The sequence below is a fragment of the Pseudoduganella sp. UC29_106 genome, from assembly GCF_044055365.1.
Classification (GTDB): domain Bacteria; phylum Pseudomonadota; class Gammaproteobacteria; order Burkholderiales; family Burkholderiaceae_D; genus Rugamonas.
Window position 1 is genome coordinate 1,167,743 of record NZ_CP171977.1, and the last position, 21,213, is coordinate 1,188,955.

The following is a 21,213-nucleotide window of genomic DNA, read 5'->3' on the forward strand; positions in this document are numbered from 1 at the left end:
CCACCCTGTGGCTGAGTTCGGCACAATTCTCGCTTAAATCCATGGACAATCGGCTGGTTTTTTTCGCGCCAAGTCCGCGCAGCTTCTGTTAATCTGCAACTATCGTTTGCATGGATAATGTTTTTATGAAAGTCCTGTTTTGCCTTCCCCTGATCGGCCTGCTGGCCTCCGGCTGCTCCATGTGGCGCAATCCGAACGATCCGGCCAAGGATAAGCAAACCGTTGTGGTGGTCAATTCGCTGACCTGGACCAATCCTGTGTCCGGCAGGATGGACGGCACGCGCACCAGCTGGCCGCTGTCGGCGCTGGCGAACCACGAGGAAGTCTTCCCGCTGGCCCAGATCAAGCACTGCCCGCAAGGCTTGCCCTGCGCCTGGGGCGTGCTGAGCGCGGCCCGCAGCACCACGCGCTACGCCTATGAGCCGGGCGGCATCACGCTCGACCTGGGACTGGACGTGGACGTGCACCGCCGCCAGCAGGACCGCCGCCGCAACTATCACACTTCGCTGGCGGTGCCGGCCGACGTGCCAGCCCTGAGCTATCAGAAGAACCTGCTGCAGACGGTGGCGCTGCCCTACGGCCGCGTCTACCGTGTGGAAATGGATTACGGCATCAGCTATGCGATTTGCGCCCAGCGCCTGGGCGAAGATGGCAAGGCGATCGACAAGTGCGATATCCCGTATATCTAAGCGTTTCCCGCTGTAAGGGAATGTAAAACCGCGGCAAGCGCCGTTCAAATTCTCTATAGTAGGAAGTGGGAAGGAGATTTTTATGAAGACCTTATTTGTCCTGCCGGCAGCAGCTGTGATCCTGGCAGGTTGCGCAGTTCCAGCGCAGCAGCCGTACTACGCACAGCGTCCGGCAAATCCGTATGAATGGCATACGGTGTCGTCAACGCCTGTGGCTCCCGGAACGGTAGCGTCCCAGGGTGGCCGTGTCGAGTACACGACCGAGCCGGCGCCAGTCTATGCGCAGCAGCCAGTGTATGTTGAACAGCCGGTATATGTGCCTGCTCCGGTTTATGCGCCAGCGCCTGCTTACTACTATCCGCCGGTATCGATCGGGCTGGACTTCGCGTTCAGCAACCGCCGTGGCGGTGGCTGGTGGCGCGGCCGTCACCGTTAATAAGCGAAGAAGGGGATGTGGGCCAGTACGTCTGCTGTCACCAGCAGGAAGGTGGACGTGGCCACCAAACCCAGCAGCAGCGCGCTGCCTGCAACAGGATGATGGGACATGATGTTCTCCTTAATCATGTGCCCATCTTATGCCGCCGAGCCGTCTGAAGGCATCGGCCAAAAGACCAAGCGTTTGTAGGACAATTGCTCGTCGTTAAGTAACTAGCCTTTTGCTCTTTTCCCACGTGATGTTGGACGATTCCGGCGCCGTGTCCATCGCATCCGCCAGCTCCAGCCAGGCTTGCAGCTTTTCCGGCTGACGCAGGGTAATCCCCGTACCATCGATATAGCCGATGTATTCCAGCATTTTCGCGTCCATCTTCGCCTTGGACACGGTGGGCGCCGCCATGACCATGCGGTCGTAAGCCTTGCGGGCCTTGTTTTCCCACTTGTGCAGGCTGCTCTCATCGAAACGGTTGGCCTCGAAGTAGACCATCAGCGTGCCGTCCGGATTGCCGAAGGCGACGATGCCCGAGCCTTTGCGGATGGTGGTCGAGCTGGTGAGGTCGAAGTGCTCGGTGGGCACGAACACGCCGGCACGGCCGTCCTGGCTTGGACGGCCCACCGGGGTGTCCTTGCTGTAATGCGAGATCCCGGCAATAGTATTTTCGGCAGACATACACTCATATCCTGATGCAAATAATATGAGCATTTTACTGCCGAAAAGATGTCATACGACAACATTCAACCTTTTATTTTTGTAACGTTGTGATGCCGCCGCGCAACCCGGCGCGCAGACGCGACCGGTGCGTCGGCGTCAGATTGATCACCTCCGGCGGTGCGCGCAGCAGGTCGGTCGCCACCAGCGCCCGCACATCGCGCGCTGCCGCCAGCGCCTCATCGCTCTCCGCCACGCCCAACCACACCAGGTGCGGCCCGTCGCTGCGGACCGGCAGCTGCGGGAAGTTATTCGCCGCATCCAGCGTGACCAGCACGCCCGCCTCGCGTATGCCGGCCTCCTGATAGCGCCGGAAGCTCGGCTCCGCCAGCGCCGCGAACTTGTCCATGCAGCCCGGCTTGGGCGTGCACAGGATCGCAATTGCCGCGCCCTGGGCTCCGTCCGCCTCAAGCACAGGATCAACCGCCGGCAGCAGCGGCACACCGCGCTCCGGGGTGAGGGGACGCAGTAGCAGCACGTTATCGCTGTCCGTCATCAGCCCGTTCAGTGTGGAGCGGTGCTCCTGCCAGACCGGCCCGTAGTAGAAGGCCGCGTTGACGATGGCGCGGTCCTCATAGGTCTGGAAGCCGCGCATCCAGATGAAGCCGTTTTCATTGTCGCGCTCTGCGAACTGTCCCAGCGCCATCGCGCCGAGCTGCTGGAAAGCCTCCGGGAACAGGGTCTCAAAGTAGCGCACGAACTGGTCGCGCTTGCCGTCCACCGTCGTATAGCGGCGGAATTCGATTACGGGAAATTTGCTCATGGCGTCCTCTGCTGATTGAAGCGGCCAGCATATGCGGCCATGCGGACAGTTTCTGCCCTGATTGTTGACGCGCCACGCAATTCCCCGTATCTTGTTATCGATAACCAATAAGGAGACAGGAATGCGATTCATCAGTTTCGCGATCGGTGCCCTGGTATCTACTGCAGCTGCCGCGGCGCCAACGGTCGTGACCATCGATGCCGGCAAGCCCGGCGCGGTCATCAGCAAGAACGTGTATGGACAGTTCGCCGAGCATCTCGGCACCGGCATCTACGGCGGCATGTGGGTCGGCCCGGACTCTCCCATCCCGAACACGCGCGGCTGGCGCAATGACGTCGTCGGCGCGCTGAAAGACTTGCACGTGCCGGTCGTGCGCTGGCCCGGCGGCTGCTTCGCCGACCTCTATCACTGGCGCGACGGCATCGGCCCGCGCGACAAGCGTCCCTCGCGCATCAACGCCAGCTGGGGCGGCATCGAAGAGAATAATGCCGTGGGCACGCACGAGTTCTTCGACCTGATCGAGCAGATCGGCGCGGACGCCTACATCAGCGGCAATCTCGGCTCGGGCACCGTGCACGAGATGGCGGAGTGGATCGAGTACATGACCGCCGGCGGCAATTCCTCCCTGGCCCGCGAGCGCGCGGCGAACGGACATCCTGCGCCGTACAAGGTCGCCTTCTTCGGCGTCGGCAATGAAGCCTGGGGCTGCGGCGGGTCGATGACGGTGCAGCATTACACGAACCTCTACAACCAGACGGCGACCTTCCTGCGCGCGCCGAAGGAAACGCAAATCATCGCTAGCGGAGGCACCGGCAACGAAGGCCATCCGACGCTGTGGACCGACTACATCAGCAAGAACGTTCCCGAGCAGTGGACGATGCGCTTTGACGGCATCAGCTTCCACTACTATGTGCAGCCGCCTGTCGGCAACTTCCGCAGCTGGGCGCCGGCGACCGGATTCAATGAGGATGCGTGGATCGGCACGCTGAAGCTGGCACTGCGCATGGAGAAGCTGGTCGCGGACAATGTGGCGCTGCTGGAGAAAAACGATCCGAAGAAGAAGCTGACTTTCGCGGTGGACGAGTGGGGCACCTGGTACGAGTCCACGCCCGGCTCCAAGCCCGGGTCACTGGCCCAGCAGAATACCTTGCGCGATGCGATTGTGGCGGCGCTGAACTTCAACATCTTCCACGCCCATGCCGACCGCGTGCGCCTGGCCAATATTGCGCAGATGGTCAATGTGCTGCAGGCGATGGTGCTGACCGATGGCGACAAGATGGTGCTTACGCCGACCTATCACGCCTTCAAGATGTACCAACCGTTCCAGGATGCTACTTCGCTGCCTGTGCGGCTGGCCAACTCGCCGCGCTATGCGTTCGGCAAGGAGTCCATTCCCGCTGTGAGCGCCTCGGCCGCACGCGGCAAGGACGGCAAGCTCTATGTGGCGCTGGTCAACACCGATCCACGGCATGAGGCTGAGGTGGCGCTTGCCGTTTCCGGCGCCCGCGTCGCCACCGCCACCGGCAGCGTGCTGACCGCCGCGGCCATGGACGCCCACAACACCTTCGCCTCCGCGCCCGTCGCCCCCGCACCGTTCACCGCCTCCGCCCAAGCCGGCAAGCTCACCGCCCGCCTGCCTGCGAAGTCGGTCGTCGTGCTCAGCCTGAGCGAATAACCCGCGCCCCCGTCCCCCGCCGCCTGCCGCCTGCCGCGCCTCCGCGCCGCGCGCGGCGGCCCCGGCGTCGGCCGCACAATTTCCTCCTTGACTTCCGCCCCTCCATAACCGATGATGTGTTAATCGTATGCGATTTAATAGCGAAATATATAAGGAGTACTTATGGAAGCCTACATCCCCGTCAACTGCGAATTCCACGACCATCTCGAAGACTTCGCGACCCTGCGCAAGCCGGTCAGCATCAGCTACCTCGACGAGAGCGGCTCCGCCCAGCAGCGCACCGCCGCCATCACCGACGTCTTCGCCCGCACCGGCGCCGACTGGATCACCCTCAGCACCGGCGACCTGATCCGCGCCGACCGCCTGATCGAAGTCAACGGCTTCCGCCTCGACGCCTTCCCGCCCTCCTGCGCGCTGGACTAACAACAAAGCCGGCACAAGCCGGCTTTTTGCTTCGTTTGCGTCGCGCCGCGGTCAGGGGACGGGAAACTGGCTCTGCTCGTATTGATCCACCATGTCAATCAGCGCCGCAAAGCGTTCTCCCTCCGGCGTTTGCGGCTGCGGAGGATCGTCAAATAGCACAGCAAGTTCGCGGACTGCGAGCTCATATTCTTCCTGGCTTGCAAGCACCTGCCTGTTCATCTCAATACTCCATATCGACAGTGGCGGCGTCGATCTTGTCATACTCGGTGTGAGTGCCGATGAATTTAATGTACATCGCCTGGAAGTCATAGGCAACGCATGCTATCAGGCGAAACCGGTGGCCGCCGATATTGAACACTATGCGGTTTCGGGCCACGAAGCTGGCCGAGCGATCAAAAGCCTTGATATCAGCTGGAGTGTGCCAGGTGGCTCTTGAGGCAATCGCGAGCCACGTGCGAAGGGGAGGTTCAGCTGGAGGATGGGACTGCCAGAACCGGACCAGTGTTTGTTTTTTGATCACTCTCATTGGAGGATCGTAGCCTTCGGAAGGGCGCAGGGTACTGCGTCGCGTCAAGCAAAAAACAAAAAAGGCTTGATGCCGGAGCATCAAGCCTTCTTCGTGAATTCGGTGGGGTGGCTGATGGGGCTCGAACCCACGACAACAGGAATCACAATCCGGTAGCGAACTTACTGCAAGTCATTGATAACAAAAGATATTGCAGTTTTATTTTTCCGACGATGCCGCAATTTATCACACCATTTCATGCGGGTTTGCGGTCACCCGTCGGAAAATTCTATCACTCCGTGGCGCTTGCTTTCTTCACTTTTCGGCGGTCGTAATGACGGTGGGTTGTGGCCGGATTGGCGTGCGCAGCGAAGTCGTAGGCATCTACCGAACGCTTATCCAGCTTGGTTGTGATCGCTGCCGGCCGGATGTCCAGAGGGGCAAAGTATTGGACGTGTTGTGTGAGCGTCTTCTCGGTCACGGCACCGTCGATGTTCGAGATATAGGCGAGCATTACCTCCTGCCAAGATGACGCCAGGCCGCCTTTCGTGTAGCTCTTGCCGCCCGCTGCTGGAAACATGTAAGTGGACTCCTTCGGCCTGACCCGCTCGTCTTTCCGGATCCGCTTGATCCAGTAGTAATACGTGGGCTCCTTCATGCCAACAGCAGCCGTGGCGCGCTTCGCGCTCTCGCCTTTGGCAATCAGGATAGCAACGCGCGCCATGAGCTCGGCTACCTCAGTGGGCACGGCCGGCATGAATACCTGGGCTTGCTCGATCCGCTTCACAACCATGCGCAGCCGGGGCGACCATTCGCGCAGCTTCACAACCTCAACCTCGCCGCGCTTACGCTTCGCGCCGATCGTTTCCACGCCTTGCGCGGTGCAGGCCGTTTTCAGCATGGGGCGGACCTCGGCGGTCCTGAAGCCAGTGAGGTAAGTGAATAAGGCCATGCAGCCCATCAAGCGCGCAGTGCGATTGTCCTGGCGCTGGCACCAGAGGTAGAACTGCACGACCTGGCTGCGGCTGATGACGCGCGTGTCCTTGTCGGTCTTGTTCTGCATCATGTCCGTGAACGGGTTGGCCTCTATCACGCCCCAGCGCACGGCGTAGTGGCAGATCGTGGACATGAGCGACAGTTCTTTATTGGCCTTGGCTGGCGCTCCGGCGCTCGCCCGGGCGTCCAGGTACTGGTAGCCGTGCACGGTCTTGAGCGACATCGGCGCCATCTGGCCGAAGAACGCCTTCAAATTCTTGTACGTGGAGGAGCGAACCGCTTTGCCTTCCTTCGACTGATCGCGGTAGTGTGTCGGCGCCACTTCTTCCTCAAAGCGCTCGATCAGCGAGGCGACGGATCCGGCAACGACCTGGCCCTGCTGGATGTCCAGCGCTTTGCGCCGCGCGATGCGTTCGGCGTCGGCGATGGCGGCGCGGTCGCCGGTCGGAGCAGTCGCCAGCGTCTCGCTTTTCTTGTCGGCGTGCTGGTAGTAGAAGGACACCTTGCGCACGCCGACGTACTTCTGCACGCGCTCAGCGCCGCGCAGGAATTCTCTACGTGGCGAAGGCTTGGAGGTTTGGGGCTTCGGCATGCTTCGTGTTCGCTTTCTCTTCGGAAATGCCCATCTTGCGGTCGTGATAGGCGCGCGCCACGCGCGGCAGTCCGGACGACCCCACTTCGAACTTCCAGCGATTCATGGTCAGCCACGTGACCATCTTACTCCGCTGGTTCGGCTTGCACTGAACTAGCTCGGCCAGTTCATCGGCGGACAAATAGCTGATGTGGCTCATTCCGCATATCCTTTCATATCCGACATCACTCTCTCCTTCTTAAGCTTTCAGATTCTTTTCCACTACTGGATCGCGCTGGCCAGCCTCATAAGCCTTCTGCCACCATACCCATGCCTGGTGCGTGGTTCCCATGTGATACGAGCCGTCTGGGCGCTTCCGGTGAGTAAACCGCGCTCCCAGCACATCTGCTCGAAGAGTATTTGCATTTGGGTCATGAGGCACCGTCGATTCTCGCTATCGCGGCCCGAATGTCTATCACAGCGCGACCGCCTAAATTTGGAATTCGCATCAAGTCATCATCCGACAAGGCCCGTAATTCCTTAATGGATGAAAAGCCAGCCTTCAAAAGACGGTTTCGGACGCGAAAGTTGATATCCAACCCCGTGAGATCCTTTTGCGCAGCCAGGCAAGCGCTATTCAACTTCGCCAGCACATCACTAAGTTCCAACAGCTCGGCGGCACTACTCAATTCGATAGTTATCTTCATGCTGCCGCTCCTTTGCACTCACACCGCTTACCAAACGCAGTATTGGTGCCGGCGCAGACTTCACATGCTGGCGCTGGTTGGCGGAAGAGGGTGAGCACGTCGGCGGTCGCATAGAAGTCTTCAAAGCCAATCCGCCCGTGCTGGCCGCCGCGCATCTCGCGGCTGTAAGCCGCCAGCCCTTCCACTCCTGCACGGATGGCAGCGAGCTGTGCTTCGGCTTTTATTGCGCGTTCACGCCAAGGTTGCACCAGCATGTCGATGCCGGCTGCAATCTTCTGCCGCGCAGTTTCTACTGGCATCAGGCCCTCGGAGTTGTAGCCACCACACGAAAGCTGGAAACAGATTTCTCGCACCAGATCGCAGTATGGCTCTGCTCCTTCCACGCGTGCCTGGGTCAGCTTGGCGTCGATGTATGCGGTCTTCTGGCGAAAGCCTTCTTCTGTCCAAAGAAGCGTTCCCGCGCAAGTCAGATACATAGCGCGAAATTCTGGATCGTCGGCGATGCTTGGCTGTACGTGCTCAGGGGCGGCAGCAGCCGAATGCGCATCTTTTACGCGATCCAAGGCCGCAGCCTTTCGCGGATCTTTGCGACGCTCCGCTACCAGATCTTGAATCGAGATACCGGCTGGCGCTTCCTCGGCCTGTGGTGCAGCGGCGGCAGGTTTTCGGCATGGCACGGTCACTTCAACGAATACAGCTTCGGTGCTGACCCGATTATCAAACGGATGAAATGACTGAGTCGGCTTCAAGATAGGAATGGTCTTCTCCGCAAATAATTCCGGTACTGCGCTTGCCTTGTGCACAGTGAGTCCAGAGCCGCAATGATGGCATTCGTACTGTGCGTACTCTTTCGTCTGAAATTTCGGCTCCAGCACGGCAGCGGGTTTGTTCTCGTTATCTGTCATTTTGGTTGCTCTCCTGGTGGCGGTTACATGCCGTGATGGTCGAAGAATCGTTTTGATGCGCGCAGCTTTAGCAAGAGGCTCGCAAGGCGGTGCTGCTCGCTGAGTAGGCCAATGCGCAGTTTTCCATTCTTTGATCGGCCCAGAGGCTCATTCAAAGCTTTTCCAAGCGCCATGCTTATAGCAGCCTCAGCATCTTCAAGCACTTTGGAGATTTCGTTAGCCATTCCCTTTCTCCCCTATGGCGGCATCGCCAGTAGTGGACATGGCGGCACGGTAAGCGATCAGTGCTTCATAGGCTGGATGGATCAACTTGTGTGCAGCATTGCCGGCGGTGTTCATCTTCTGATACTGCGGGTTTGTGTCGGGACCCGGCCAGCCAAAGCGCTTTGCTGCTTCAATAGCGGCGTTGTATTCGTGGACGGCCGCAATTCGTGCCGTCTCGGCGTCAAGCCATGCAATCACGTCGGCAGGCAGGACCGCATCCCGACTATCCGCCTGTGCTGGTGCTTGGGCAGCGGCATAGAGAGGCTGGCCGACTTTCACGGTCACGTTGGGCAGAATGTCAGCCCACATGCCATCGTCGTTCGCGTCGACCACCGCCACTGGCTGCATCGCTGTGGGAGCCGGATCGGGCAAACTTACGAGCAGTAAAGTCTTCCCATCCTTCGAGCCATCGCCAAACACTGGTAGATCGATGTCCCGCCCGTCCGATGTGCGGCCCACAATGGCATATTGCGCGTTCAGTAGGCCTACGAAATAAGGCTCAGTTGGCGTTGGGATGGGCTGCGTTGTGGGAGCAGCAAGCGATTTCTCGGCGGCCAGGGCAGCACGCGCGCGCCACATTTCACCGGGCTTGCCGTCCCAGTGTCGGCTTGCATGCCACAGAACCATTTCTTCGCTGGGTTCCTTTACTGTTTTCATGACTTGCGCACGATGCGCTGCGATGAATGCCTTATATTCGTCATCCTGCTCAAAAGGCTTTGTCGCTTCATCCAGTGCGGAAGCATTGCAAATCTCCGTTCCGCCGCACTTCACGCAGAACGGCGTATCGAGTTCGTCAATGCGTGCGATCAATTTCGGAATGCTCGACAAGACAAATTCGATGTCATCATGCGGCGCTTCGCGCGGATCGATGTAGCATGCGATACGATTCTTCGCATCTTTCAGTTTCTGCAATTCTTCGTTATTCATGATTATTCCTGGTGGGTGTGGGCGGTTAGGGGCGCACGTGGTTTTCGTTGCGCTGCTCGATGTCGTGCAGCGGTACCGTCTGTCCCTTCAGTTCATGGGTACAGTCATCAAGGTATTGCGCGTTGCCGTCATTGATCCAGGTGTGGCAGAGGAAGTCGGTGCCGAAATAGTCCACGCCCTCGGTTTTCACACTGGGGCGCAAGGTAGGGGAATCGACGCTGCCGTTCCAAGTCCAGCAGTTCGTGCCGTCGCGCGTGCCTTTGAGGATCACAGGAAAGGTGATCCTGCCGCTCGGTCCGGGAATGTTCAGGGTGATGTGCGTGCATTCTTCGATGGCGCAAGGCTCGTAGCCTTTCGCGGGAATCAGCTTTACTGGTTGTGCTTTCATATCGTCCCTTACGGTTATTCAGGTTTAGGCTGGATGGCAGCGATAGCGGCGCGCTGACGGGCAATCGAATCTTTCGCTGGATCGCAGTCGCAACGCTCATCGCGGCAGTCCTGATAGCCACCATGGGGAAGCGATCGCTCGCAGCCTTCGTTACATGGCTCCCAATCCGGAACAATCTTCGGCTTGTCCTGCGCTACCTGGCTGGGGTGTGGTGCTGGAGAGAGGGCGGCAGATCGGCAATCCTCACATACGACGATGCCGGGTAATTCCATGTGGCGAATGGCGATCCTATTCGGCAACTTCCCACAGCAGAAGCAAGATGGCGGCAGCATCGGGCCTGTGGCGTGCTTGTTGTAGAACTTGCGCTCGGTATCACTTGCCAAAGCCTGCGCCATACGCGCGGCATGACGCTCCAGAGCATCGCGGCTCATTTCGCTGTAGTCCGGTTGCGTGAATTGTGCTTCCACCTTCGCAGCCTGTGCAGTCTGCCCACTGGCGCTGAGAGCGGCGCGAAGGTCGGCGATTTCGGCTTCCCTGTGGCAAATCGCTCGCTCAGAACGATAGAATGCTTGACCAAGACCAGCGATGACCTCCATCCTCCAACCTTCTTCTGTTCGCTCCTGCCAAGTCTTCACCGGCAATTCCGGCTTAGCTACGCAAGTCTGCGATGCGGCGAGAGCTGCTTCTGCGGCTTGAAGGCGGCGAACGGCTTCCTGTACGCGGCTGTAAAACTGGAAGCGGCTAATCTCGTCCGACATCGCCATTTCGTAGGGCATCTGCAAGACACCGTAAAACATCAGGTCGCTCATGGCTTATCCTTCGATGTGTAATGTGGCCAGCCGTAATCACGGCGGTCAAATTCTTGCGCTTCCAGATTGATCGGGTCGCCGCTGCACTCATCCCACAGCCCGTGCTTCAGCAGATAGCTTTCAGGGACCATGCGCAGCAGAAGTCGCGTAATTGCACTAATCATGGCTTATCCTTGTTTACTTACTGGAGAGGCGGGGAGAACCGCGGCAAGCGTTCTGCGGGCACCGGTTGCGATTCGTTCAGCCTCGGCTTCATCCGTTTTTTTTACGACACGGATTGCGCACCAGAGCAAATCAATCAGTCCTGAGATCCTTGCCGCCTGCGCCTGGCGCTCATCCTCCCGCGCCCACTGGTCAACCTGCCAGCAGATATCCTCCAGCCGCTTTGCGACGTGCTCTGGGTGCTTGCCGCAGTTCGCATCGAAGGTTTGTTCGATGCGCTGCATTAGTGCTTCACGTGTGGTCATCATTTCTCCGATCCTCATTACCAGCTCCGCAGCCGCCTCGACAGAAGTTCCGGCTTGATCTCGTCACCGAGGCCTGGCCGCGATGGTTCGGGCGCTGCTGCCTCGACCACCTCACGCTTGCCGGTGCCTTTGCATTCCGCGCATACTGAGACGAAGTACATGTAGGGCAGTTGGCGCGAGCCGTAACCGCTGCAATGCGGGCAGTCCTCAGTAGCCGGGTGCTGCAGCGAGGCGTCCAGCACGTCGCCAATCGTTGCGATGCTCATGCATCCCTCGGCTTACGCACTTCAATGCAGGAGAGCTTGCGGCGCATTTCATCCGGCATTTCAGCCTCGCGCACGGTTGCCCAGCACTCGCTCTGGTTGCGGAACTCGCCCATGACGCCGAAGACGACCGGCTCACCGGGACCAGACAAAAGGATGATGAGAAGCGAGATCAGCATGATTTCTCCGTGAGGTGAGGCAGTCAAAACAACCAGGATCAGCAACGCGCCCACCTTCACAGTCCGGCGCGATAGGGCCGTCTATTTCGATCCAGCGCGCAACGCGAACAACGGTGTCGCCTTGCTTGTATTCGTGCCATCCATCCTGAACGACATAAGGGCGGCCGTTCGGGCGTGGGTTGCTGTGGCAGGAGTGGAGGCTCATGCTGCAACCTCTTCAACCTTGGCCGCGTCATACTTCTCGATGCCCCAAGCCAACGCGTAGCAGCACCAGACGATGCTATGTGTATATTCGGTGAAGTCGCGTTCGAACAGGTCTTCAAAGTGCCAACCGTATCCCCGTCCACCGCTGGCTGCGTTGAAGTGGAAGTCAAATGCGGCGTATTGCGCGCGATCACCGCCATCCTCCAGTGCGCGCATCACCTCGTCGTCAACAGCTTCCCAGAGGTCGCGGCGCCCGTCCTTGTTAAGCGAGCCGCTTTCCTTGGCGTCTCGCATCCAGCCAACCCTGTATTCGTTGATGACGCGCTTGAACTTGTCCTCATCGAATTCCTTGACCTTGCCGCCGCCGCGGCTTCCATCCACCGCGATCAGTTTCTCAGTCCAATAGCTCAAGTTGATTTTCAGCTTGCTGGCGCCATCCTGATACTTGCGATCCGTGCGGAAGAACTCGAACATATCCGTCGTCCGCTGGAACACGTAGGTGCCCATATCTCCGGTGTAGCAGAGGTGCCCCGGCCAAGTAATCAGGTCGAAGTAGTAACAGCTGGTGTCGGGCCGCTTGAAGCGAATGTGGCGGTTCACGCCATCGTCCCGGATGACCTGCATCTGATGCTCGGCCACGTCCTTTAGGAAACGCGCCTCACTTCCGTCACGGTCGATCATGCCGCCTCCCTAGCCTTAGCTTCATTCACACAGTTAGAGCACTGCGCACCAACTGGAGCAGGGCTACCCGTAGTAGATGCACCCATGAAGCTCATCAAACCCATGAGCTTTGCGGCGTGTTTGGCGCAGCAGTGCACCGGTCCAGTCGGGCAGTGCACAGTGCGCGTGGCGGGGAAGGTGAGGTCGATCATGCTGCCTCCTTGTCGGTAGTCTGCTTTGCGGTCGGCGCCATGATTTCAACGGCCGCCACCAGGAAGAGTTGCCCCGACTGCGAGCCCGGAGGCAAGGCTTTCGCAAGCTCGATTGCGGACTTGAGCACCCCTTCTCCAGTTTCAACCATGCGCTCACGCACGCGGACAATAACCGGCTCAATCGTCTTGAAGTACAGTTCGTTGAGAATGTCGCGGTGCATGGCGCGGACCTTGTACAGGTCGGCGGTCAGCTCTACGGCGCGCTCAGCCTTCTCACTGCCGCCCACAGTCACTCTGTCGATGGTCGCGCCGTGCTGTCGCATCAAGCCGATCATGCTGGCGGTTTCAGCTGGTTGGTCGTCATCGGCCAAGCCGCCCAGCGCTCCCACCAGATCGCGCAGCAACTTCGCCAGTTCGCCTGTCGTCAATGCGAAATCGGCATCGAAGCGTTCTTCGTCGTTCCGCGTTGACGCTTCGTTTTCCTTCAGGATGTCCAGAGGCTTGATGGACTTCACATCCAGCGCTTCAGTCAGCACGAAGCTGATCTTGCTGTCCCAGGTCATGGCCAACTTGACGCACTGCTTACCGGCTGCAATGTGGCGGCGCACATCATCGGCTTGCAGTGAGCGCTTATAGGTCACGGATGCTTTGTTTTCGCCCGCTGCTCTGATCGTCGCATCCTGGTCGATGGTGAAGCCGGCCGGCGCCTCGTCTTCATTCAGCCATTCGGTCATCACGGAAACCGGCGAGCGCTTCACGCGCAGCGATTCCACCGGCAGACGGTCCACGGCTTTCAGGAGGTGCTTGATCACGTCGTCAGCGCGCGATGCGGTGCCGTCCACGCAGAGCCACCCGTTGCGAGGGTCGATCCAGACTTGCGTAACAGACTTTTGAGGGAAGGCGCGTGGCAGCATTTCATCGAAGACGCGCTCTTTCAGTTCCTTGAAGGCCTTTTTGCCGGGCGCGAAGCCTTGCTGGTCTTCCAGTTCCTTGGCGCGGGCCTTGGCGGCTTCGTTGACGACTTTGGATGGCAGTAAGCGCTTGTCCGTGCGCAGGTTCAGCAGCCACTGGCCGTGGACGACGTGAACCAGTTCACCACCACGTGGGGCGATCCAGCCGCTGCGCATCAGGTCGGAGCCTGTAAGGTCCGCGAACTGGCCAGGGATCAGGGCGGCCGCCAGTGCTTCGGCGGTGATGCCGGGACGAAGGCGGTAGATTTGGAGTTGCTTGAACATGGCTCAGTCCCAACGATCGATTTTGTAGGATTGGATTTGGCCGGCAGATGTCACGCGCACATTCACTGGGAATGCCTCGCCGCCCTGGCGCAGGTCGATGCCGATAGCCGAACCGTCTTTCAAGCCTTCCATATTGGCGCGCTTCGAGAAGCTTTCGATGGTGCTGCGGACTTCGCGCAGTTCGGCGCGCAGACAGGCCGGGAAGAGTGCATTGCCCGCAACGCGCGTTTCGCGCGCACCGTCCACGAGAAGGATGATGCCGTCGCCGTGGTGTTTGAAGTGGTCGGTACCTTCGTCGTTCCAGCGGGCGGGGAGGCGGGTGATGCCGACGACGTTGACCCAGCCAACGGACAGGCCGTATTGCGATGGCATTGCGCCGCCGTGCCACACATACCATGCAAATGGGTGATCCCACTGGAACAGCTTTGGCGCATCGGCTTCGACCGCTGTCGTAATGGCGATGAAATTTGCGCGACTTCCAAGCTGGACTTCGATCTTTTCAGCGTCTGGCGCGACGGTGCGCGCGAACTTCTCCATGGTGATCGAAATGGCTGGCGGGGCCATGCTCATGGTCGTAGCGGCACCCTTAGGGATCAGATGGCCGAACACACCGCCCTCCGGCTTGACTGGCTGTGCGCGAGGCTCCCAAATCTTCGGGATCTCGTCCAGCCGCGCGATGCGGCGCTTCAATGCTGGCGCCAAGCCCAGTTCGGCAAACATCTTCTCGGCTGCGGCGATGTTGCCGGCTGAAGGCGCGGCCTTTGGGCGCTGATAGCGCAGCGGATGCATCTTGGCATTCCACGCTGCTTCGGCCTGCTCGAAGCTTTTACCCGCCTGAATATCATCTAGCAGCGTTGCGATCATGCTGGAGCGCGGATGGCAGAAGCCAGCCGGGGCGCTCGCAACGAGGTGCCAGGTGGTGTTATGCATGTTCATGCTGTCGGCGCGGGCAGCGTGCAGATCGACCAGGAATTGGGCTTGGCCGAGTACTGCTTCGCTGTTGCCCAACTGATCATTCTTCAAAAGGCGCAGTGCGGTGTCGCAGGTATCCTTGCTGTATTCGGATAGGGCCACGCTGACGGAGTTGTATTCTTCGCGCTTTTCCGAAGCGGCCTGAAAGGCGTTTTTCAGGCGCGATCCACGGAAGATGCGGGAGGCGACAGGGCGCACGCCGAAGTGATGCCAGACTGCGCGGGTGGCCTTCGCGACACTGACCAGGGTGCCATACTGCTGCTCGCTGGACAGGAATGGCATGGTGATCTTTGCTCGGCGCACCAGGCGTGCCATGGCGGCGATTGCGGGCTTGTAGTGCTCGGGCGCGTCCGCCTCATCCCAGATGGCAGGGATCAACAGGCCATTCGTTGCGCCGCCGCTGGTATCGACCATGACCAGGCCACCGAAGCGCTCGATGAACTGCTTGCAGCACGAACAGGTGTGGTACTGGCGGTCGGCGGCATCGGTGAACGATGCCAGATAGGCCTCGTACAGGCCGGCAGCATCGGTTTCGAAGATCGGGCCAGTGATGGTGTTGAAGCGATCATTGATGCGCTGGACGTATTCGTCGTAGTCGCTTGAATGGGTGTTGAGCACGCGCTCGATGACTTCCATGTTCTCTCCGTTAGGTTGCGGCTTCCGCCGGTACTTCGTTATGGTTTCAAACTGAAAAATTCACTTGGCTATTACGTTCAAGCGATGCAAAGAGCGGAAAGAGCCCTTCAACGCTCTTGGAAACGATGTGTGAGATCTCTCCATCGTTATCCACCAGGATTTCGTAAGTCCCATCCTCCATTGACAGGAGGGTGAGTAAGCGGCCTTTGACTTCGATGGTCATATCAGGCCTTGCCGTCACCGGTAGGTGCCGGCGTGGTCGACTTCTGCGCCTCCAGGTCGTCCTGTGCCATCTTCGCGCGATAGGTTGGGCTGCGCATTGATGTGCGATGCATGCGGTAGTTGCGGATCGCCTCGAGATCCAGCCTGGCGATGCGTTCGGCTTCGGTTTCGACTTTGGATTTCATGGTTACCTCACTCGGAGCACGATGGGCGCTTCGGGCAGAACCACTTACCCTTGCAGCGATTAGGGTCCGAGCAGCGGGCGCCCAATCCATCGGACGGCGGCATACTCGAATGAAGAATTGGAAACGCCGGATACGGTATCAAGTCGATGGTCTTGACTTTTTCGCCGGTTACAGACTCCGCGGCCTCACGGCCCGACTCGATGCTCGGGGCCTTGACGCAGCCTGGGCGGGCTTTGCCGGTGAAGGTGACCCAATATGACGACATTCGACTCTCCGTTGCTTGTTAGTTCGCCACGACAGGAACAGGGCGCATTGCCTCTTCGCGCTCAACCGTGTCCGCGTAATCCATCGTCCCGAAAATCAGGTAGACGAGCAGGATGATCGCGATGGCGACTCGGTTATCCTTGAACATGGTCAGCGGCCCGTATCACGAACCGACTGTTTCAGGCCCCAGCCGAGCTGACGGCGAATTTCCTCTGGCGATGGCGGCGGCAGTCGCGAATCGCGGCGCTCGGCCAGGTAGGATCGGATTTGCTGCTGCGACGGGCGGTTCGTTTGCATTGCTGTCTCCGGGTTGTTTGTTTGGACCGGCCTTCCACCGGCTCAGGGATTCTGACTGCACCTCTCGCAGGCCTGTGAGCGCATACAGGCTCGCTCCCTTGCTCGGTACCGCATTCCCTTGTGAGGGAAAAAGCGGGTTGGCTCCCGCAGCTGCCGAATCGCAGCGCCTTCTTGCGGACCCGCATCCAGCGACGGCTACGGGGATTGCGGCGGCAGGCTACCTTCACCTTGCCTATTGGCCTGGGCGGGTACTAGCCGCCCGGATCCAGTCATGTACCACCACACAGCGAACAACCATGATTGGCCGTTGTGTCGGGCCTGGCGGACGTGCCGCCAAGCCCGGTATCGCGCTACTTCAACTCTCAACTCCCCATGCTTCCTACAGCCGCTTGCGTGCACCCAGCGCTGGGCTTATAGACCACCGGAACTTAGGCCGGGCCTGCATCTATCACTGGAAGGTAAGGTCGTGATGTGCCAACCCACTGTTCTGCGCCTTCCTCGCCGCCATGCCCACTTAACCAAAACCCCAACTAAACCGCCTGGACCGATACACCGGCCTGTCCCGCTGAATGAATTCGAAGAGGCGCATAAGGCGCTGCTCTTTACGGGGAGGGAATGCGATGACCATCACGACCCCAACTGCTCAAGCGCTGTTCCCATCGAATCCAGGGCCGCCGCGCGGCGCGCATCGAGAGGCGCGTGACTGGACATCATTCCCAGCTGCAGCGCGACCTCGATTCCCGCATCGGCAAACATCACTTCCTTGACGACGCGCAGCAGTTCGCCGCCGGCGACATCGCGCCCTTGGGACAGGGCGGTGCGGGCCAGGCGGCGCAATACGTCGGAATGGAGGCACAAGTCGAGCAGGCTCGCTTCGATCTCGCCGAGCGCGGCTTCATCTCCAGCAACGATGGCATCGCGCTTAACGAGGAAGCGTTCGACGGACAATTCACCCAGGCGTGCGGCGTCGCAGCTGATGCTGGAGTTAGCGATGCTGATTTCGATGGCGCCCATGCAGATCCTCCAGTTAGTTAGTCGTTAGTCACGCCAGCGCAGCAGCAATCGGTCCAGTAAGAACCTCACGTACAACCCCGGCGGCATAGATGCCAAAGACCAGGACTATGACGACGATTAGGGCCGCGCGTTTCATGGCTATTCCTTCATTTCACCAGCTGCGACAAGGGCTTGTTTTGCAAAGGCCGCTGTAGTCTTGTTTGGCGACACTGCGTAAATCATCTGCAGCGCGCCAACGAGCGTTTCGTAAGAGTTGACCGCGTTGATCATGTACTCGATCTCTTTCACGTACTCCGCAGTCAACTCCGACTGCCTGGCTTGTTCGACCGTCATCCCCTTGAGGACTCCGAACGTGCTGCCAATCACGATGCTGCTAATTGCCACACCGTTTGCGTCGTACACCAGGTGAGCGTTACTGCCATCAGGCATACCGAGCCGGAGTGGCAGCGCCGCTGGTGATGGGCGCTTGGGTATTTCTGTGCTGCGTTTTGCTGAGTTCATGGCTGCTTTCCTGCTTCGCCTTAACCGTAGTTAAATGGTAGGTGAAACCTTCATGCAATGCAAGGTAAAACCTGAAATATTTTTCGGTTTCACCTTTATTGCGGAAATGTAATGTGCTCGGGGCGGGTGTAAGTCGGGGACTGGATCTTACTTGCCAGATAAAAGCTTTGCGGTCGCTCAAGTATGCCTGAATGTGACTCCTAATCGCAGTCACTTTGCGTAATCGAGCGGAAGGCTCCGTCAAAATCTTGGGATGCCAAGAAAACCAAGACCAGAGCTACATACAAAGACCTCGATTCGGCTGCCGCCGGCGCTGAAGGAGGCAATCCACAACGCAGCCGCACATAACGGCAGATCAGCCAATGATGAGATGCTGGCGCGCCTGGCGGCGCCAGATGACGAGCGCTTAAACGCGATCGAGCGTGAGTTGCATGAGATGAAGGGGATGCTGCGGAAAATCCTGGACGCTACAGGATAAATGTCCCGGCTCGGCGCGCCCGCACCAGGACATTGCGGCTGATTTTGCTAATGTGACAATCGGAGAGACTGTTGTGGAAAAGTGACGTCATAATGGGGTCACTTTCAGGTTTTCTTTTAGCCCGCCAAGAGCGGGCTTTCTTTTTACGCAGGCTGAAGGGTCGCGCAGGACTGGTTAATTCGATTGTCCGAGAGCACGTTTCTCCCATCAGTGGCGTCATAAAAAACTATCTTGTCGTTCCGTATCAAGAAGAAATACTGCTGCGCGCCAGTGTACCCACCAAAGCTATTCTTCGCGTTGATCATGACGCAGGTCGCCCAGCCAAACACCCGCTGCCGACCAGCGTAGCCTTTCACTGGCTCAATGTAGAAGCCATACCGAGCGCTATCCGGGTCCTTGAGCAGCATCTGCATATGAGCGGTCACTGTGACCTTGTAGTTCTTGGGCGCTGGCCCGTAGTCCGCTAAAGCCAGTTCTTGAGTAGTAGGAGGGGATGCGCAACCCGATATTGCCACAATCAATACGGCGACCCCGAAGTGGAGTGCGGTCTTCATGCTTCCTCCTATCATGAAAGGTGAGAATTGAGTGAGAATTGCCCCGTTTTCTATCAAAACTGAAGGCATAAAAGCCTTCTTCTTTTGCGTTTAAAAAATTGCACCCAACAATTAAAGTTGGTCATACCCCAAACAACATGACTGACGACAATGAAGAATTTAGACCTGGTTGTTGCGGCATATAAAGCGATGGATCAACGCGCCAGAGAGGAGACTGTAATGTTCGTGTTGATGCAAGCCAGGGAGTTCCCTGGTCCAAAAAGCTCACTCACCTTGGTCACGCCCTTGGTCGCCGCGCCGGACGAGATTGTCGACGTGAAGAAGAAGGGCCTTCCTCCCCCGGCTATCAAGTTGGTGAAATCCAGAAAGTAACTCGCAGTCCTCCAGGTTGACCCGCATCAGGAACCGCCCTGGCTCCTGGTCTACCGGCTCATAAGGTTGTGGCGGCGGGGGCTTAATCGGCTCATCCCATGAGTATCCCGCTGCGGCCGCCTGAGTGGCATTCTCAAATAGTAAATGCGGCGGGATTTCGGCCTCGCCGAGCATTTGAGCAACCCCTAGGCCAAGACCTCGCGCAAGCGGCTTTAACCGACTCGACTCAGGCCAGCCATCACCTCTTTCCCAATCGGCGCAACTAACCCCTGCCTTTAGGCCGGCTAGGTTAGCGACCTCCTTCTGAGTCAAGCCCAAGCGGTCGCGGCGAAGTTTGAGGATTTCAGGAAATTCTAATTTTTTTGGTTGCATAAGGTAAAGCCTAACAAAAAATATGCAGGCAAAACCTTGACTCATATGAAGGTTTCACCTACCATGGCTCTATGAGCACTGAACTGAAAAAAGCGCTAGACGACGCTGGCGGCGTACCAAAGATTGCCGAGCACTTCGGCATCAGCACCGTTTCAGTCTACGAGTGGATTACGCGAGGGTCAGTGCCTGCAGATAAGTGTCCGGAAATCGAGAAGTTTAGTGGCGGAGTTGTCCGCTGCGAGAGGTTGAACGACAAGGTTGATTGGACCTATCTGCGCAGCACCGCCGCATAGCGGCACGAAAAGCAGCAGCGGCACCGAAGTCCAGTAGTACGACATTGGGAGAGAAGTATGAAATCGAATAGCAGCAAGCGTGATCCGCGTGTGATCGTCGTCCGGGTACTGATGAACGCCGACGAGTTCGTCAGGTTCAGCAAGCAGTGCCAGGACGATGAAGTTTCTCATAGCGGTGCGCTCCGTATGTTGGTTAAGCAGTGGGTACATCTGAAGGATAGCGCCAAGAGTCGGGCCCAGGAATGGGCACAACATAGCCATGTTCTGCCCAGGTTGTCGTTCGGTAGCAGGGTGAACTTCGGGACCGCCCCAGCGCGCTTGCGTCCCTGATGCGATCGAGTCAGGAGCAGGGGCCGGTGAACCGTAATCCGATTCGCCGGTATGGAGCCCACTCACAAAGGTGGGCCTAACGCAAGTAAAACGAAGGATGACCGCCCATGCAGCGCGCATCAGGAGCGAAAGAGGACAGCCGGATACCAGTGGCTACTCCTGAAGAGAAGAGGCTTCGTCTGCAGGATTATTGGTTGGAGTGTGAAAAGGCCCGTCGGGCCAACCCGCGTGACCAGGCGACACAGCGCGCTGAGTACCTGGCGCGTCAAGCGATGTTTGACCAGGGATGCCAACTCCAGCAACGCAAAGCAAAGCCGATTTGACAGTGCAAACCCCCGCCGGCTCCGGCCGGCACCTATTTCAACCCGCGAGGATGATCATGAAGACGAAACAAAACTGGTTGGTGTGGTTTATCTTCTACGGCGCACTCGCGGGAATCTATTTCTTGGCGCGCGGTGATGAATACGCTCCCGCCGCCTTCCGCGGCATCCTGTGGTTCCGCATCATTACCGCCGGCCTGGTCTGCTACGCCATGCATGACCCGAACCGCATCCTGGTCGCCAGCCCGCGCTCAAAACCCTTCGGCGCCGCCATCCTTGTCGCTGAATTCTTCGTCTGGCTCGCCATGTGGCAGATGGGCCTCATCACTGAACTGATCTGCACTCTGCTGGCGCTGGCTGTCTACGAAGACTTCCGCCGCGAAGCACGAATCGCTAATTCCTGACCCTGTAGGAGGA

34 protein-coding genes and 2 pseudogenes are annotated in these 21,213 nt (G+C 58.7%); 9 read left to right on the top strand and 27 right to left on the bottom strand.

Features of this window, described 5'->3' with window-relative positions; all coding sequences use genetic code 11:
• Positions 1 to 125: 125 nt before the first annotated feature.
• Together ACHMW6_RS06020 and ACHMW6_RS06025 are read left to right on the top strand one after the other, a co-directional pair.
• On the top strand, positions 126 to 689 hold the full coding sequence (locus tag ACHMW6_RS06020; protein WP_395406224.1) for a hypothetical protein: 564 nt from the start codon (positions 126 to 128) through the stop codon (positions 687 to 689).
• A gap of 82 nt (positions 690 to 771) precedes the next feature.
• A complete protein-coding gene (locus ACHMW6_RS06025) occupies positions 772 to 1,125 on the top strand; it encodes a hypothetical protein (RefSeq protein ID WP_395406225.1) in 354 nt (117 codons plus the stop codon).
• Positions 1,126 to 1,329: 204 nt separating this feature from the next.
• On the opposite strand, the gene ACHMW6_RS06030 is transcribed toward ACHMW6_RS06025, so the two are convergent.
• The gene (locus ACHMW6_RS06030) at positions 1,330 to 1,794 is read right to left on the bottom strand and encodes a hypothetical protein (RefSeq protein ID WP_395406226.1); all 465 of its coding nucleotides are present in this window, start codon (positions 1,792 to 1,794) and stop codon (positions 1,330 to 1,332) included.
• A 73-nt stretch (positions 1,795 to 1,867) separates the two neighbouring features.
• Positions 1,868 to 2,596, bottom strand: a complete 729-nt coding sequence (locus tag ACHMW6_RS06035) for a hypothetical protein (protein ID WP_395406227.1) — start codon at positions 2,594 to 2,596, stop codon at positions 1,868 to 1,870.
• 121 nt (positions 2,597 to 2,717) lie between these two features.
• Here ACHMW6_RS06035 and ACHMW6_RS06040 point away from each other — a divergent pair, with 121 nt between their 5' ends.
• On the top strand, positions 2,718 to 4,271 hold the full coding sequence (locus ACHMW6_RS06040) for an alpha-N-arabinofuranosidase (protein WP_395406228.1): 1,554 nt from the start codon (positions 2,718 to 2,720) through the stop codon (positions 4,269 to 4,271).
• A gap of 162 nt (positions 4,272 to 4,433) precedes the next feature.
• A complete protein-coding gene (locus tag ACHMW6_RS06045; protein ID WP_395406229.1) occupies positions 4,434 to 4,694 on the top strand; it encodes a hypothetical protein in 261 nt (86 codons plus the stop codon).
• A gap of 51 nt (positions 4,695 to 4,745) precedes the next feature.
• Here ACHMW6_RS06045 and ACHMW6_RS06050 read toward each other — a convergent pair whose 3' ends face one another.
• The 23 genes and pseudogenes from ACHMW6_RS06050 to ACHMW6_RS06160 all read right to left on the bottom strand — a co-directional run bounded on the left by ACHMW6_RS06050 (position 4,746) and on the right by ACHMW6_RS06160 (position 18,077).
• Positions 4,746 to 4,913 (bottom strand): hypothetical protein, encoded by a 168-nt coding sequence (locus tag ACHMW6_RS06050; protein ID WP_395406230.1) that lies wholly within the window; start codon positions 4,911 to 4,913, stop codon positions 4,746 to 4,748.
• A 1-nt stretch (position 4,914) separates the two neighbouring features.
• The gene (locus tag ACHMW6_RS06055) at positions 4,915 to 5,220 is read right to left on the bottom strand and encodes a type II toxin-antitoxin system HigB family toxin (RefSeq protein WP_395406231.1); all 306 of its coding nucleotides are present in this window, start codon (positions 5,218 to 5,220) and stop codon (positions 4,915 to 4,917) included.
• Between the two features lie 271 nt (positions 5,221 to 5,491).
• Complete coding sequence (locus ACHMW6_RS06060) at positions 5,492 to 6,724, bottom strand: hypothetical protein (protein ID WP_395406232.1); 1,233 nt, start codon at positions 6,722 to 6,724, stop codon at positions 5,492 to 5,494.
• Positions 6,725 to 6,749: 25 nt separating this feature from the next.
• Positions 6,750 to 6,986 carry a DUF4224 domain-containing protein gene (locus tag ACHMW6_RS06065; RefSeq protein ID WP_395406233.1) on the bottom strand — a complete coding sequence of 79 codons (237 nt, stop codon included), beginning with the start codon at positions 6,984 to 6,986 and terminating at the stop codon, positions 6,750 to 6,752.
• A gap of 211 nt (positions 6,987 to 7,197) precedes the next feature.
• Positions 7,198 to 7,473, bottom strand: coding sequence for a DNA-directed RNA polymerase subunit alpha C-terminal domain-containing protein (locus ACHMW6_RS06070; RefSeq protein ID WP_395406234.1), 276 nt, complete (start codon positions 7,471 to 7,473; stop codon positions 7,198 to 7,200).
• A complete protein-coding gene (locus ACHMW6_RS06075) occupies positions 7,470 to 8,378 on the bottom strand; it encodes a hypothetical protein (RefSeq protein ID WP_395406235.1) in 909 nt (302 codons plus the stop codon). The genes ACHMW6_RS06070 and ACHMW6_RS06075 overlap by 4 nt, the downstream gene beginning before the upstream one ends.
• A gap of 23 nt (positions 8,379 to 8,401) precedes the next feature.
• Entirely contained in the window at positions 8,402 to 8,602 is a 201-nt protein-coding gene (locus tag ACHMW6_RS06080; protein ID WP_395406236.1) for a hypothetical protein, read from the bottom strand.
• The gene (locus tag ACHMW6_RS06085; RefSeq protein ID WP_395406237.1) at positions 8,595 to 9,569 is read right to left on the bottom strand and encodes a hypothetical protein; all 975 of its coding nucleotides are present in this window, start codon (positions 9,567 to 9,569) and stop codon (positions 8,595 to 8,597) included. Before ACHMW6_RS06085 ends, ACHMW6_RS06080 begins: the two co-directional genes overlap by 8 nt.
• Positions 9,570 to 9,594: 25 nt before the next feature.
• Positions 9,595 to 9,957: a DUF6527 family protein gene (locus ACHMW6_RS06090; RefSeq protein WP_395406238.1), complete on the bottom strand. Its 363-nt coding sequence runs from the start codon at positions 9,955 to 9,957 to the stop codon at positions 9,595 to 9,597.
• Positions 9,958 to 9,971: 14 nt separating this feature from the next.
• Positions 9,972 to 10,766, bottom strand: coding sequence for a hypothetical protein (locus ACHMW6_RS06095; RefSeq protein WP_395406239.1), 795 nt, complete (start codon positions 10,764 to 10,766; stop codon positions 9,972 to 9,974).
• Positions 10,763 to 10,930, bottom strand: a complete 168-nt coding sequence (locus tag ACHMW6_RS06100; protein ID WP_395406240.1) for a hypothetical protein — start codon at positions 10,928 to 10,930, stop codon at positions 10,763 to 10,765. Before ACHMW6_RS06100 ends, ACHMW6_RS06095 begins: the two co-directional genes overlap by 4 nt.
• A 3-nt stretch (positions 10,931 to 10,933) precedes the next feature.
• Positions 10,934 to 11,236, bottom strand: coding sequence for a hypothetical protein (locus ACHMW6_RS06105; RefSeq protein WP_395406241.1), 303 nt, complete (start codon positions 11,234 to 11,236; stop codon positions 10,934 to 10,936).
• Positions 11,237 to 11,250: 14 nt separating this feature from the next.
• Positions 11,251 to 11,499 carry a hypothetical protein gene (locus ACHMW6_RS06110; protein WP_395406242.1) on the bottom strand — a complete coding sequence of 83 codons (249 nt, stop codon included), beginning with the start codon at positions 11,497 to 11,499 and terminating at the stop codon, positions 11,251 to 11,253.
• A complete protein-coding gene (locus tag ACHMW6_RS06115; protein ID WP_395406243.1) occupies positions 11,496 to 11,675 on the bottom strand; it encodes a hypothetical protein in 180 nt (59 codons plus the stop codon). The genes ACHMW6_RS06110 and ACHMW6_RS06115 overlap by 4 nt, the downstream gene beginning before the upstream one ends.
• A 201-nt stretch (positions 11,676 to 11,876) precedes the next feature.
• Positions 11,877 to 12,560 carry a hypothetical protein gene (locus ACHMW6_RS06120; protein WP_395406244.1) on the bottom strand — a complete coding sequence of 228 codons (684 nt, stop codon included), beginning with the start codon at positions 12,558 to 12,560 and terminating at the stop codon, positions 11,877 to 11,879.
• Between the two features lie 550 nt (positions 12,561 to 13,110).
• Positions 13,111 to 13,986: pseudogene (locus ACHMW6_RS06125) on the bottom strand (recombination-associated protein RdgC); the annotation flags it as partial.
• 3 nt (positions 13,987 to 13,989) lie between these two features.
• Positions 13,990 to 15,594 carry a hypothetical protein gene (locus ACHMW6_RS06130; protein WP_395406245.1) on the bottom strand — a complete coding sequence of 535 codons (1,605 nt, stop codon included), beginning with the start codon at positions 15,592 to 15,594 and terminating at the stop codon, positions 13,990 to 13,992.
• 46 nt (positions 15,595 to 15,640) lie between these two features.
• A complete protein-coding gene (locus tag ACHMW6_RS06135) occupies positions 15,641 to 15,817 on the bottom strand; it encodes a hypothetical protein (protein ID WP_395406246.1) in 177 nt (58 codons plus the stop codon).
• A gap of 1 nt (position 15,818) precedes the next feature.
• Positions 15,819 to 16,001 (bottom strand): hypothetical protein, encoded by a 183-nt coding sequence (locus tag ACHMW6_RS06140; RefSeq protein WP_395406247.1) that lies wholly within the window; start codon positions 15,999 to 16,001, stop codon positions 15,819 to 15,821.
• A gap of 283 nt (positions 16,002 to 16,284) precedes the next feature.
• Positions 16,285 to 16,413 carry a hypothetical protein gene (locus ACHMW6_RS06145; protein ID WP_395406248.1) on the bottom strand — a complete coding sequence of 43 codons (129 nt, stop codon included), beginning with the start codon at positions 16,411 to 16,413 and terminating at the stop codon, positions 16,285 to 16,287.
• Positions 16,414 to 16,415: 2 nt separating this feature from the next.
• Positions 16,416 to 16,562, bottom strand: a complete 147-nt coding sequence (locus ACHMW6_RS06150; RefSeq protein WP_395406249.1) for a hypothetical protein — start codon at positions 16,560 to 16,562, stop codon at positions 16,416 to 16,418.
• 627 nt (positions 16,563 to 17,189) lie between these two features.
• Entirely contained in the window at positions 17,190 to 17,576 is a 387-nt protein-coding gene (locus ACHMW6_RS06155; protein ID WP_395406250.1) for a hypothetical protein, read from the bottom strand.
• Positions 17,577 to 17,714: 138 nt separating this feature from the next.
• Positions 17,715 to 18,077, bottom strand: a complete 363-nt coding sequence (locus tag ACHMW6_RS06160) for a hypothetical protein (protein WP_395406251.1) — start codon at positions 18,075 to 18,077, stop codon at positions 17,715 to 17,717.
• Positions 18,078 to 18,330: 253 nt separating this feature from the next.
• On the opposite strand from ACHMW6_RS06160, the gene ACHMW6_RS06165 reads away from it, so the two are divergent.
• Positions 18,331 to 18,555: an Arc family DNA-binding protein gene (locus ACHMW6_RS06165; RefSeq protein ID WP_395406252.1), complete on the top strand. Its 225-nt coding sequence runs from the start codon at positions 18,331 to 18,333 to the stop codon at positions 18,553 to 18,555.
• A 143-nt stretch (positions 18,556 to 18,698) separates the two neighbouring features.
• Here the strand turns inward: ACHMW6_RS06165 and ACHMW6_RS06170 are convergent, their stop codons facing one another.
• Positions 18,699 to 19,109, bottom strand: coding sequence for a hypothetical protein (locus tag ACHMW6_RS06170; protein ID WP_395406253.1), 411 nt, complete (start codon positions 19,107 to 19,109; stop codon positions 18,699 to 18,701).
• A 219-nt stretch (positions 19,110 to 19,328) separates the two neighbouring features.
• On the opposite strand from ACHMW6_RS06170, the gene ACHMW6_RS06175 reads away from it, so the two are divergent.
• Entirely contained in the window at positions 19,329 to 19,481 is a 153-nt protein-coding gene (locus tag ACHMW6_RS06175; RefSeq protein ID WP_395408812.1) for a hypothetical protein, read from the top strand.
• Positions 19,482 to 19,676: 195 nt separating this feature from the next.
• Here ACHMW6_RS06175 and ACHMW6_RS06180 read toward each other — a convergent pair.
• Positions 19,677 to 19,898, bottom strand: a pseudogene (locus tag ACHMW6_RS06180) (helix-turn-helix domain-containing protein); the annotation flags it as partial.
• 26 nt (positions 19,899 to 19,924) lie between these two features.
• On the opposite strand from ACHMW6_RS06180, the gene ACHMW6_RS06185 reads away from it, so the two are divergent.
• The 3 genes from ACHMW6_RS06185 to ACHMW6_RS06195 all read left to right on the top strand — a co-directional run bounded on the left by ACHMW6_RS06185 (position 19,925) and on the right by ACHMW6_RS06195 (position 21,200).
• Positions 19,925 to 20,146 (top strand): YdaS family helix-turn-helix protein, encoded by a 222-nt coding sequence (locus ACHMW6_RS06185; RefSeq protein WP_395406254.1) that lies wholly within the window; start codon positions 19,925 to 19,927, stop codon positions 20,144 to 20,146.
• A gap of 57 nt (positions 20,147 to 20,203) precedes the next feature.
• Complete coding sequence (locus ACHMW6_RS06190) at positions 20,204 to 20,476, top strand: hypothetical protein (RefSeq protein ID WP_395406255.1); 273 nt, start codon at positions 20,204 to 20,206, stop codon at positions 20,474 to 20,476.
• A 379-nt stretch (positions 20,477 to 20,855) separates the two neighbouring features.
• Entirely contained in the window at positions 20,856 to 21,200 is a 345-nt protein-coding gene (locus ACHMW6_RS06195) for a hypothetical protein (RefSeq protein WP_395406256.1), read from the top strand.
• Positions 21,201 to 21,213: the final 13 nt, after the last annotated feature.

Coding starts and splice junctions, on each gene's coding strand:
- ACHMW6_RS06020 (WP_395406224.1), top strand. CDS start 126: ATGAAAGTCCTGTTTTGCCTTCCCCTGATCGGCCTGCTGGCCTCCGGC.
- ACHMW6_RS06025 (WP_395406225.1), top strand. CDS start 772: ATGAAGACCTTATTTGTCCTGCCGGCAGCAGCTGTGATCCTGGCAGGT.
- ACHMW6_RS06030 (WP_395406226.1), bottom strand. CDS start 1,794: ATGTCTGCCGAAAATACTATTGCCGGGATCTCGCATTACAGCAAGGAC.
- ACHMW6_RS06035 (WP_395406227.1), bottom strand. CDS start 2,596: ATGAGCAAATTTCCCGTAATCGAATTCCGCCGCTATACGACGGTGGAC.
- ACHMW6_RS06040 (WP_395406228.1), top strand. CDS start 2,718: ATGCGATTCATCAGTTTCGCGATCGGTGCCCTGGTATCTACTGCAGCT.
- ACHMW6_RS06045 (WP_395406229.1), top strand. CDS start 4,434: ATGGAAGCCTACATCCCCGTCAACTGCGAATTCCACGACCATCTCGAA.
- ACHMW6_RS06050 (WP_395406230.1), bottom strand. CDS start 4,913: ATGAACAGGCAGGTGCTTGCAAGCCAGGAAGAATATGAGCTCGCAGTC.
- ACHMW6_RS06055 (WP_395406231.1), bottom strand. CDS start 5,220: ATGAGAGTGATCAAAAAACAAACACTGGTCCGGTTCTGGCAGTCCCAT.
- ACHMW6_RS06065 (WP_395406233.1), bottom strand. CDS start 6,986: ATGAGCCACATCAGCTATTTGTCCGCCGATGAACTGGCCGAGCTAGTT.
- ACHMW6_RS06070 (WP_395406234.1), bottom strand. CDS start 7,473: ATGAAGATAACTATCGAATTGAGTAGTGCCGCCGAGCTGTTGGAACTT.
- ACHMW6_RS06075 (WP_395406235.1), bottom strand. CDS start 8,378: ATGACAGATAACGAGAACAAACCCGCTGCCGTGCTGGAGCCGAAATTT.
- ACHMW6_RS06080 (WP_395406236.1), bottom strand. CDS start 8,602: ATGGCTAACGAAATCTCCAAAGTGCTTGAAGATGCTGAGGCTGCTATA.
- ACHMW6_RS06085 (WP_395406237.1), bottom strand. CDS start 9,569: ATGAATAACGAAGAATTGCAGAAACTGAAAGATGCGAAGAATCGTATC.
- ACHMW6_RS06090 (WP_395406238.1), bottom strand. CDS start 9,957: ATGAAAGCACAACCAGTAAAGCTGATTCCCGCGAAAGGCTACGAGCCT.
- ACHMW6_RS06095 (WP_395406239.1), bottom strand. CDS start 10,766: ATGAGCGACCTGATGTTTTACGGTGTCTTGCAGATGCCCTACGAAATG.
- ACHMW6_RS06100 (WP_395406240.1), bottom strand. CDS start 10,930: ATGATTAGTGCAATTACGCGACTTCTGCTGCGCATGGTCCCTGAAAGC.
- ACHMW6_RS06105 (WP_395406241.1), bottom strand. CDS start 11,236: ATGATGACCACACGTGAAGCACTAATGCAGCGCATCGAACAAACCTTC.
- ACHMW6_RS06110 (WP_395406242.1), bottom strand. CDS start 11,499: ATGAGCATCGCAACGATTGGCGACGTGCTGGACGCCTCGCTGCAGCAC.
- ACHMW6_RS06115 (WP_395406243.1), bottom strand. CDS start 11,675: ATGCTGATCTCGCTTCTCATCATCCTTTTGTCTGGTCCCGGTGAGCCG.
- ACHMW6_RS06120 (WP_395406244.1), bottom strand. CDS start 12,560: ATGATCGACCGTGACGGAAGTGAGGCGCGTTTCCTAAAGGACGTGGCC.
- ACHMW6_RS06130 (WP_395406245.1), bottom strand. CDS start 15,594: ATGGAAGTCATCGAGCGCGTGCTCAACACCCATTCAAGCGACTACGAC.
- ACHMW6_RS06135 (WP_395406246.1), bottom strand. CDS start 15,817: ATGACCATCGAAGTCAAAGGCCGCTTACTCACCCTCCTGTCAATGGAG.
- ACHMW6_RS06140 (WP_395406247.1), bottom strand. CDS start 16,001: ATGAAATCCAAAGTCGAAACCGAAGCCGAACGCATCGCCAGGCTGGAT.
- ACHMW6_RS06145 (WP_395406248.1), bottom strand. CDS start 16,413: ATGTTCAAGGATAACCGAGTCGCCATCGCGATCATCCTGCTCGTCTAC.
- ACHMW6_RS06150 (WP_395406249.1), bottom strand. CDS start 16,562: ATGCAAACGAACCGCCCGTCGCAGCAGCAAATCCGATCCTACCTGGCC.
- ACHMW6_RS06155 (WP_395406250.1), bottom strand. CDS start 17,576: ATGGGCGCCATCGAAATCAGCATCGCTAACTCCAGCATCAGCTGCGAC.
- ACHMW6_RS06160 (WP_395406251.1), bottom strand. CDS start 18,077: ATGAACTCAGCAAAACGCAGCACAGAAATACCCAAGCGCCCATCACCA.
- ACHMW6_RS06165 (WP_395406252.1), top strand. CDS start 18,331: ATGCCAAGAAAACCAAGACCAGAGCTACATACAAAGACCTCGATTCGG.
- ACHMW6_RS06170 (WP_395406253.1), bottom strand. CDS start 19,109: ATGAAGACCGCACTCCACTTCGGGGTCGCCGTATTGATTGTGGCAATA.
- ACHMW6_RS06175 (WP_395408812.1), top strand. CDS start 19,329: ATGTTCGTGTTGATGCAAGCCAGGGAGTTCCCTGGTCCAAAAAGCTCA.
- ACHMW6_RS06185 (WP_395406254.1), top strand. CDS start 19,925: ATGAGCACTGAACTGAAAAAAGCGCTAGACGACGCTGGCGGCGTACCA.
- ACHMW6_RS06190 (WP_395406255.1), top strand. CDS start 20,204: ATGAAATCGAATAGCAGCAAGCGTGATCCGCGTGTGATCGTCGTCCGG.
- ACHMW6_RS06195 (WP_395406256.1), top strand. CDS start 20,856: ATGAAGACGAAACAAAACTGGTTGGTGTGGTTTATCTTCTACGGCGCA.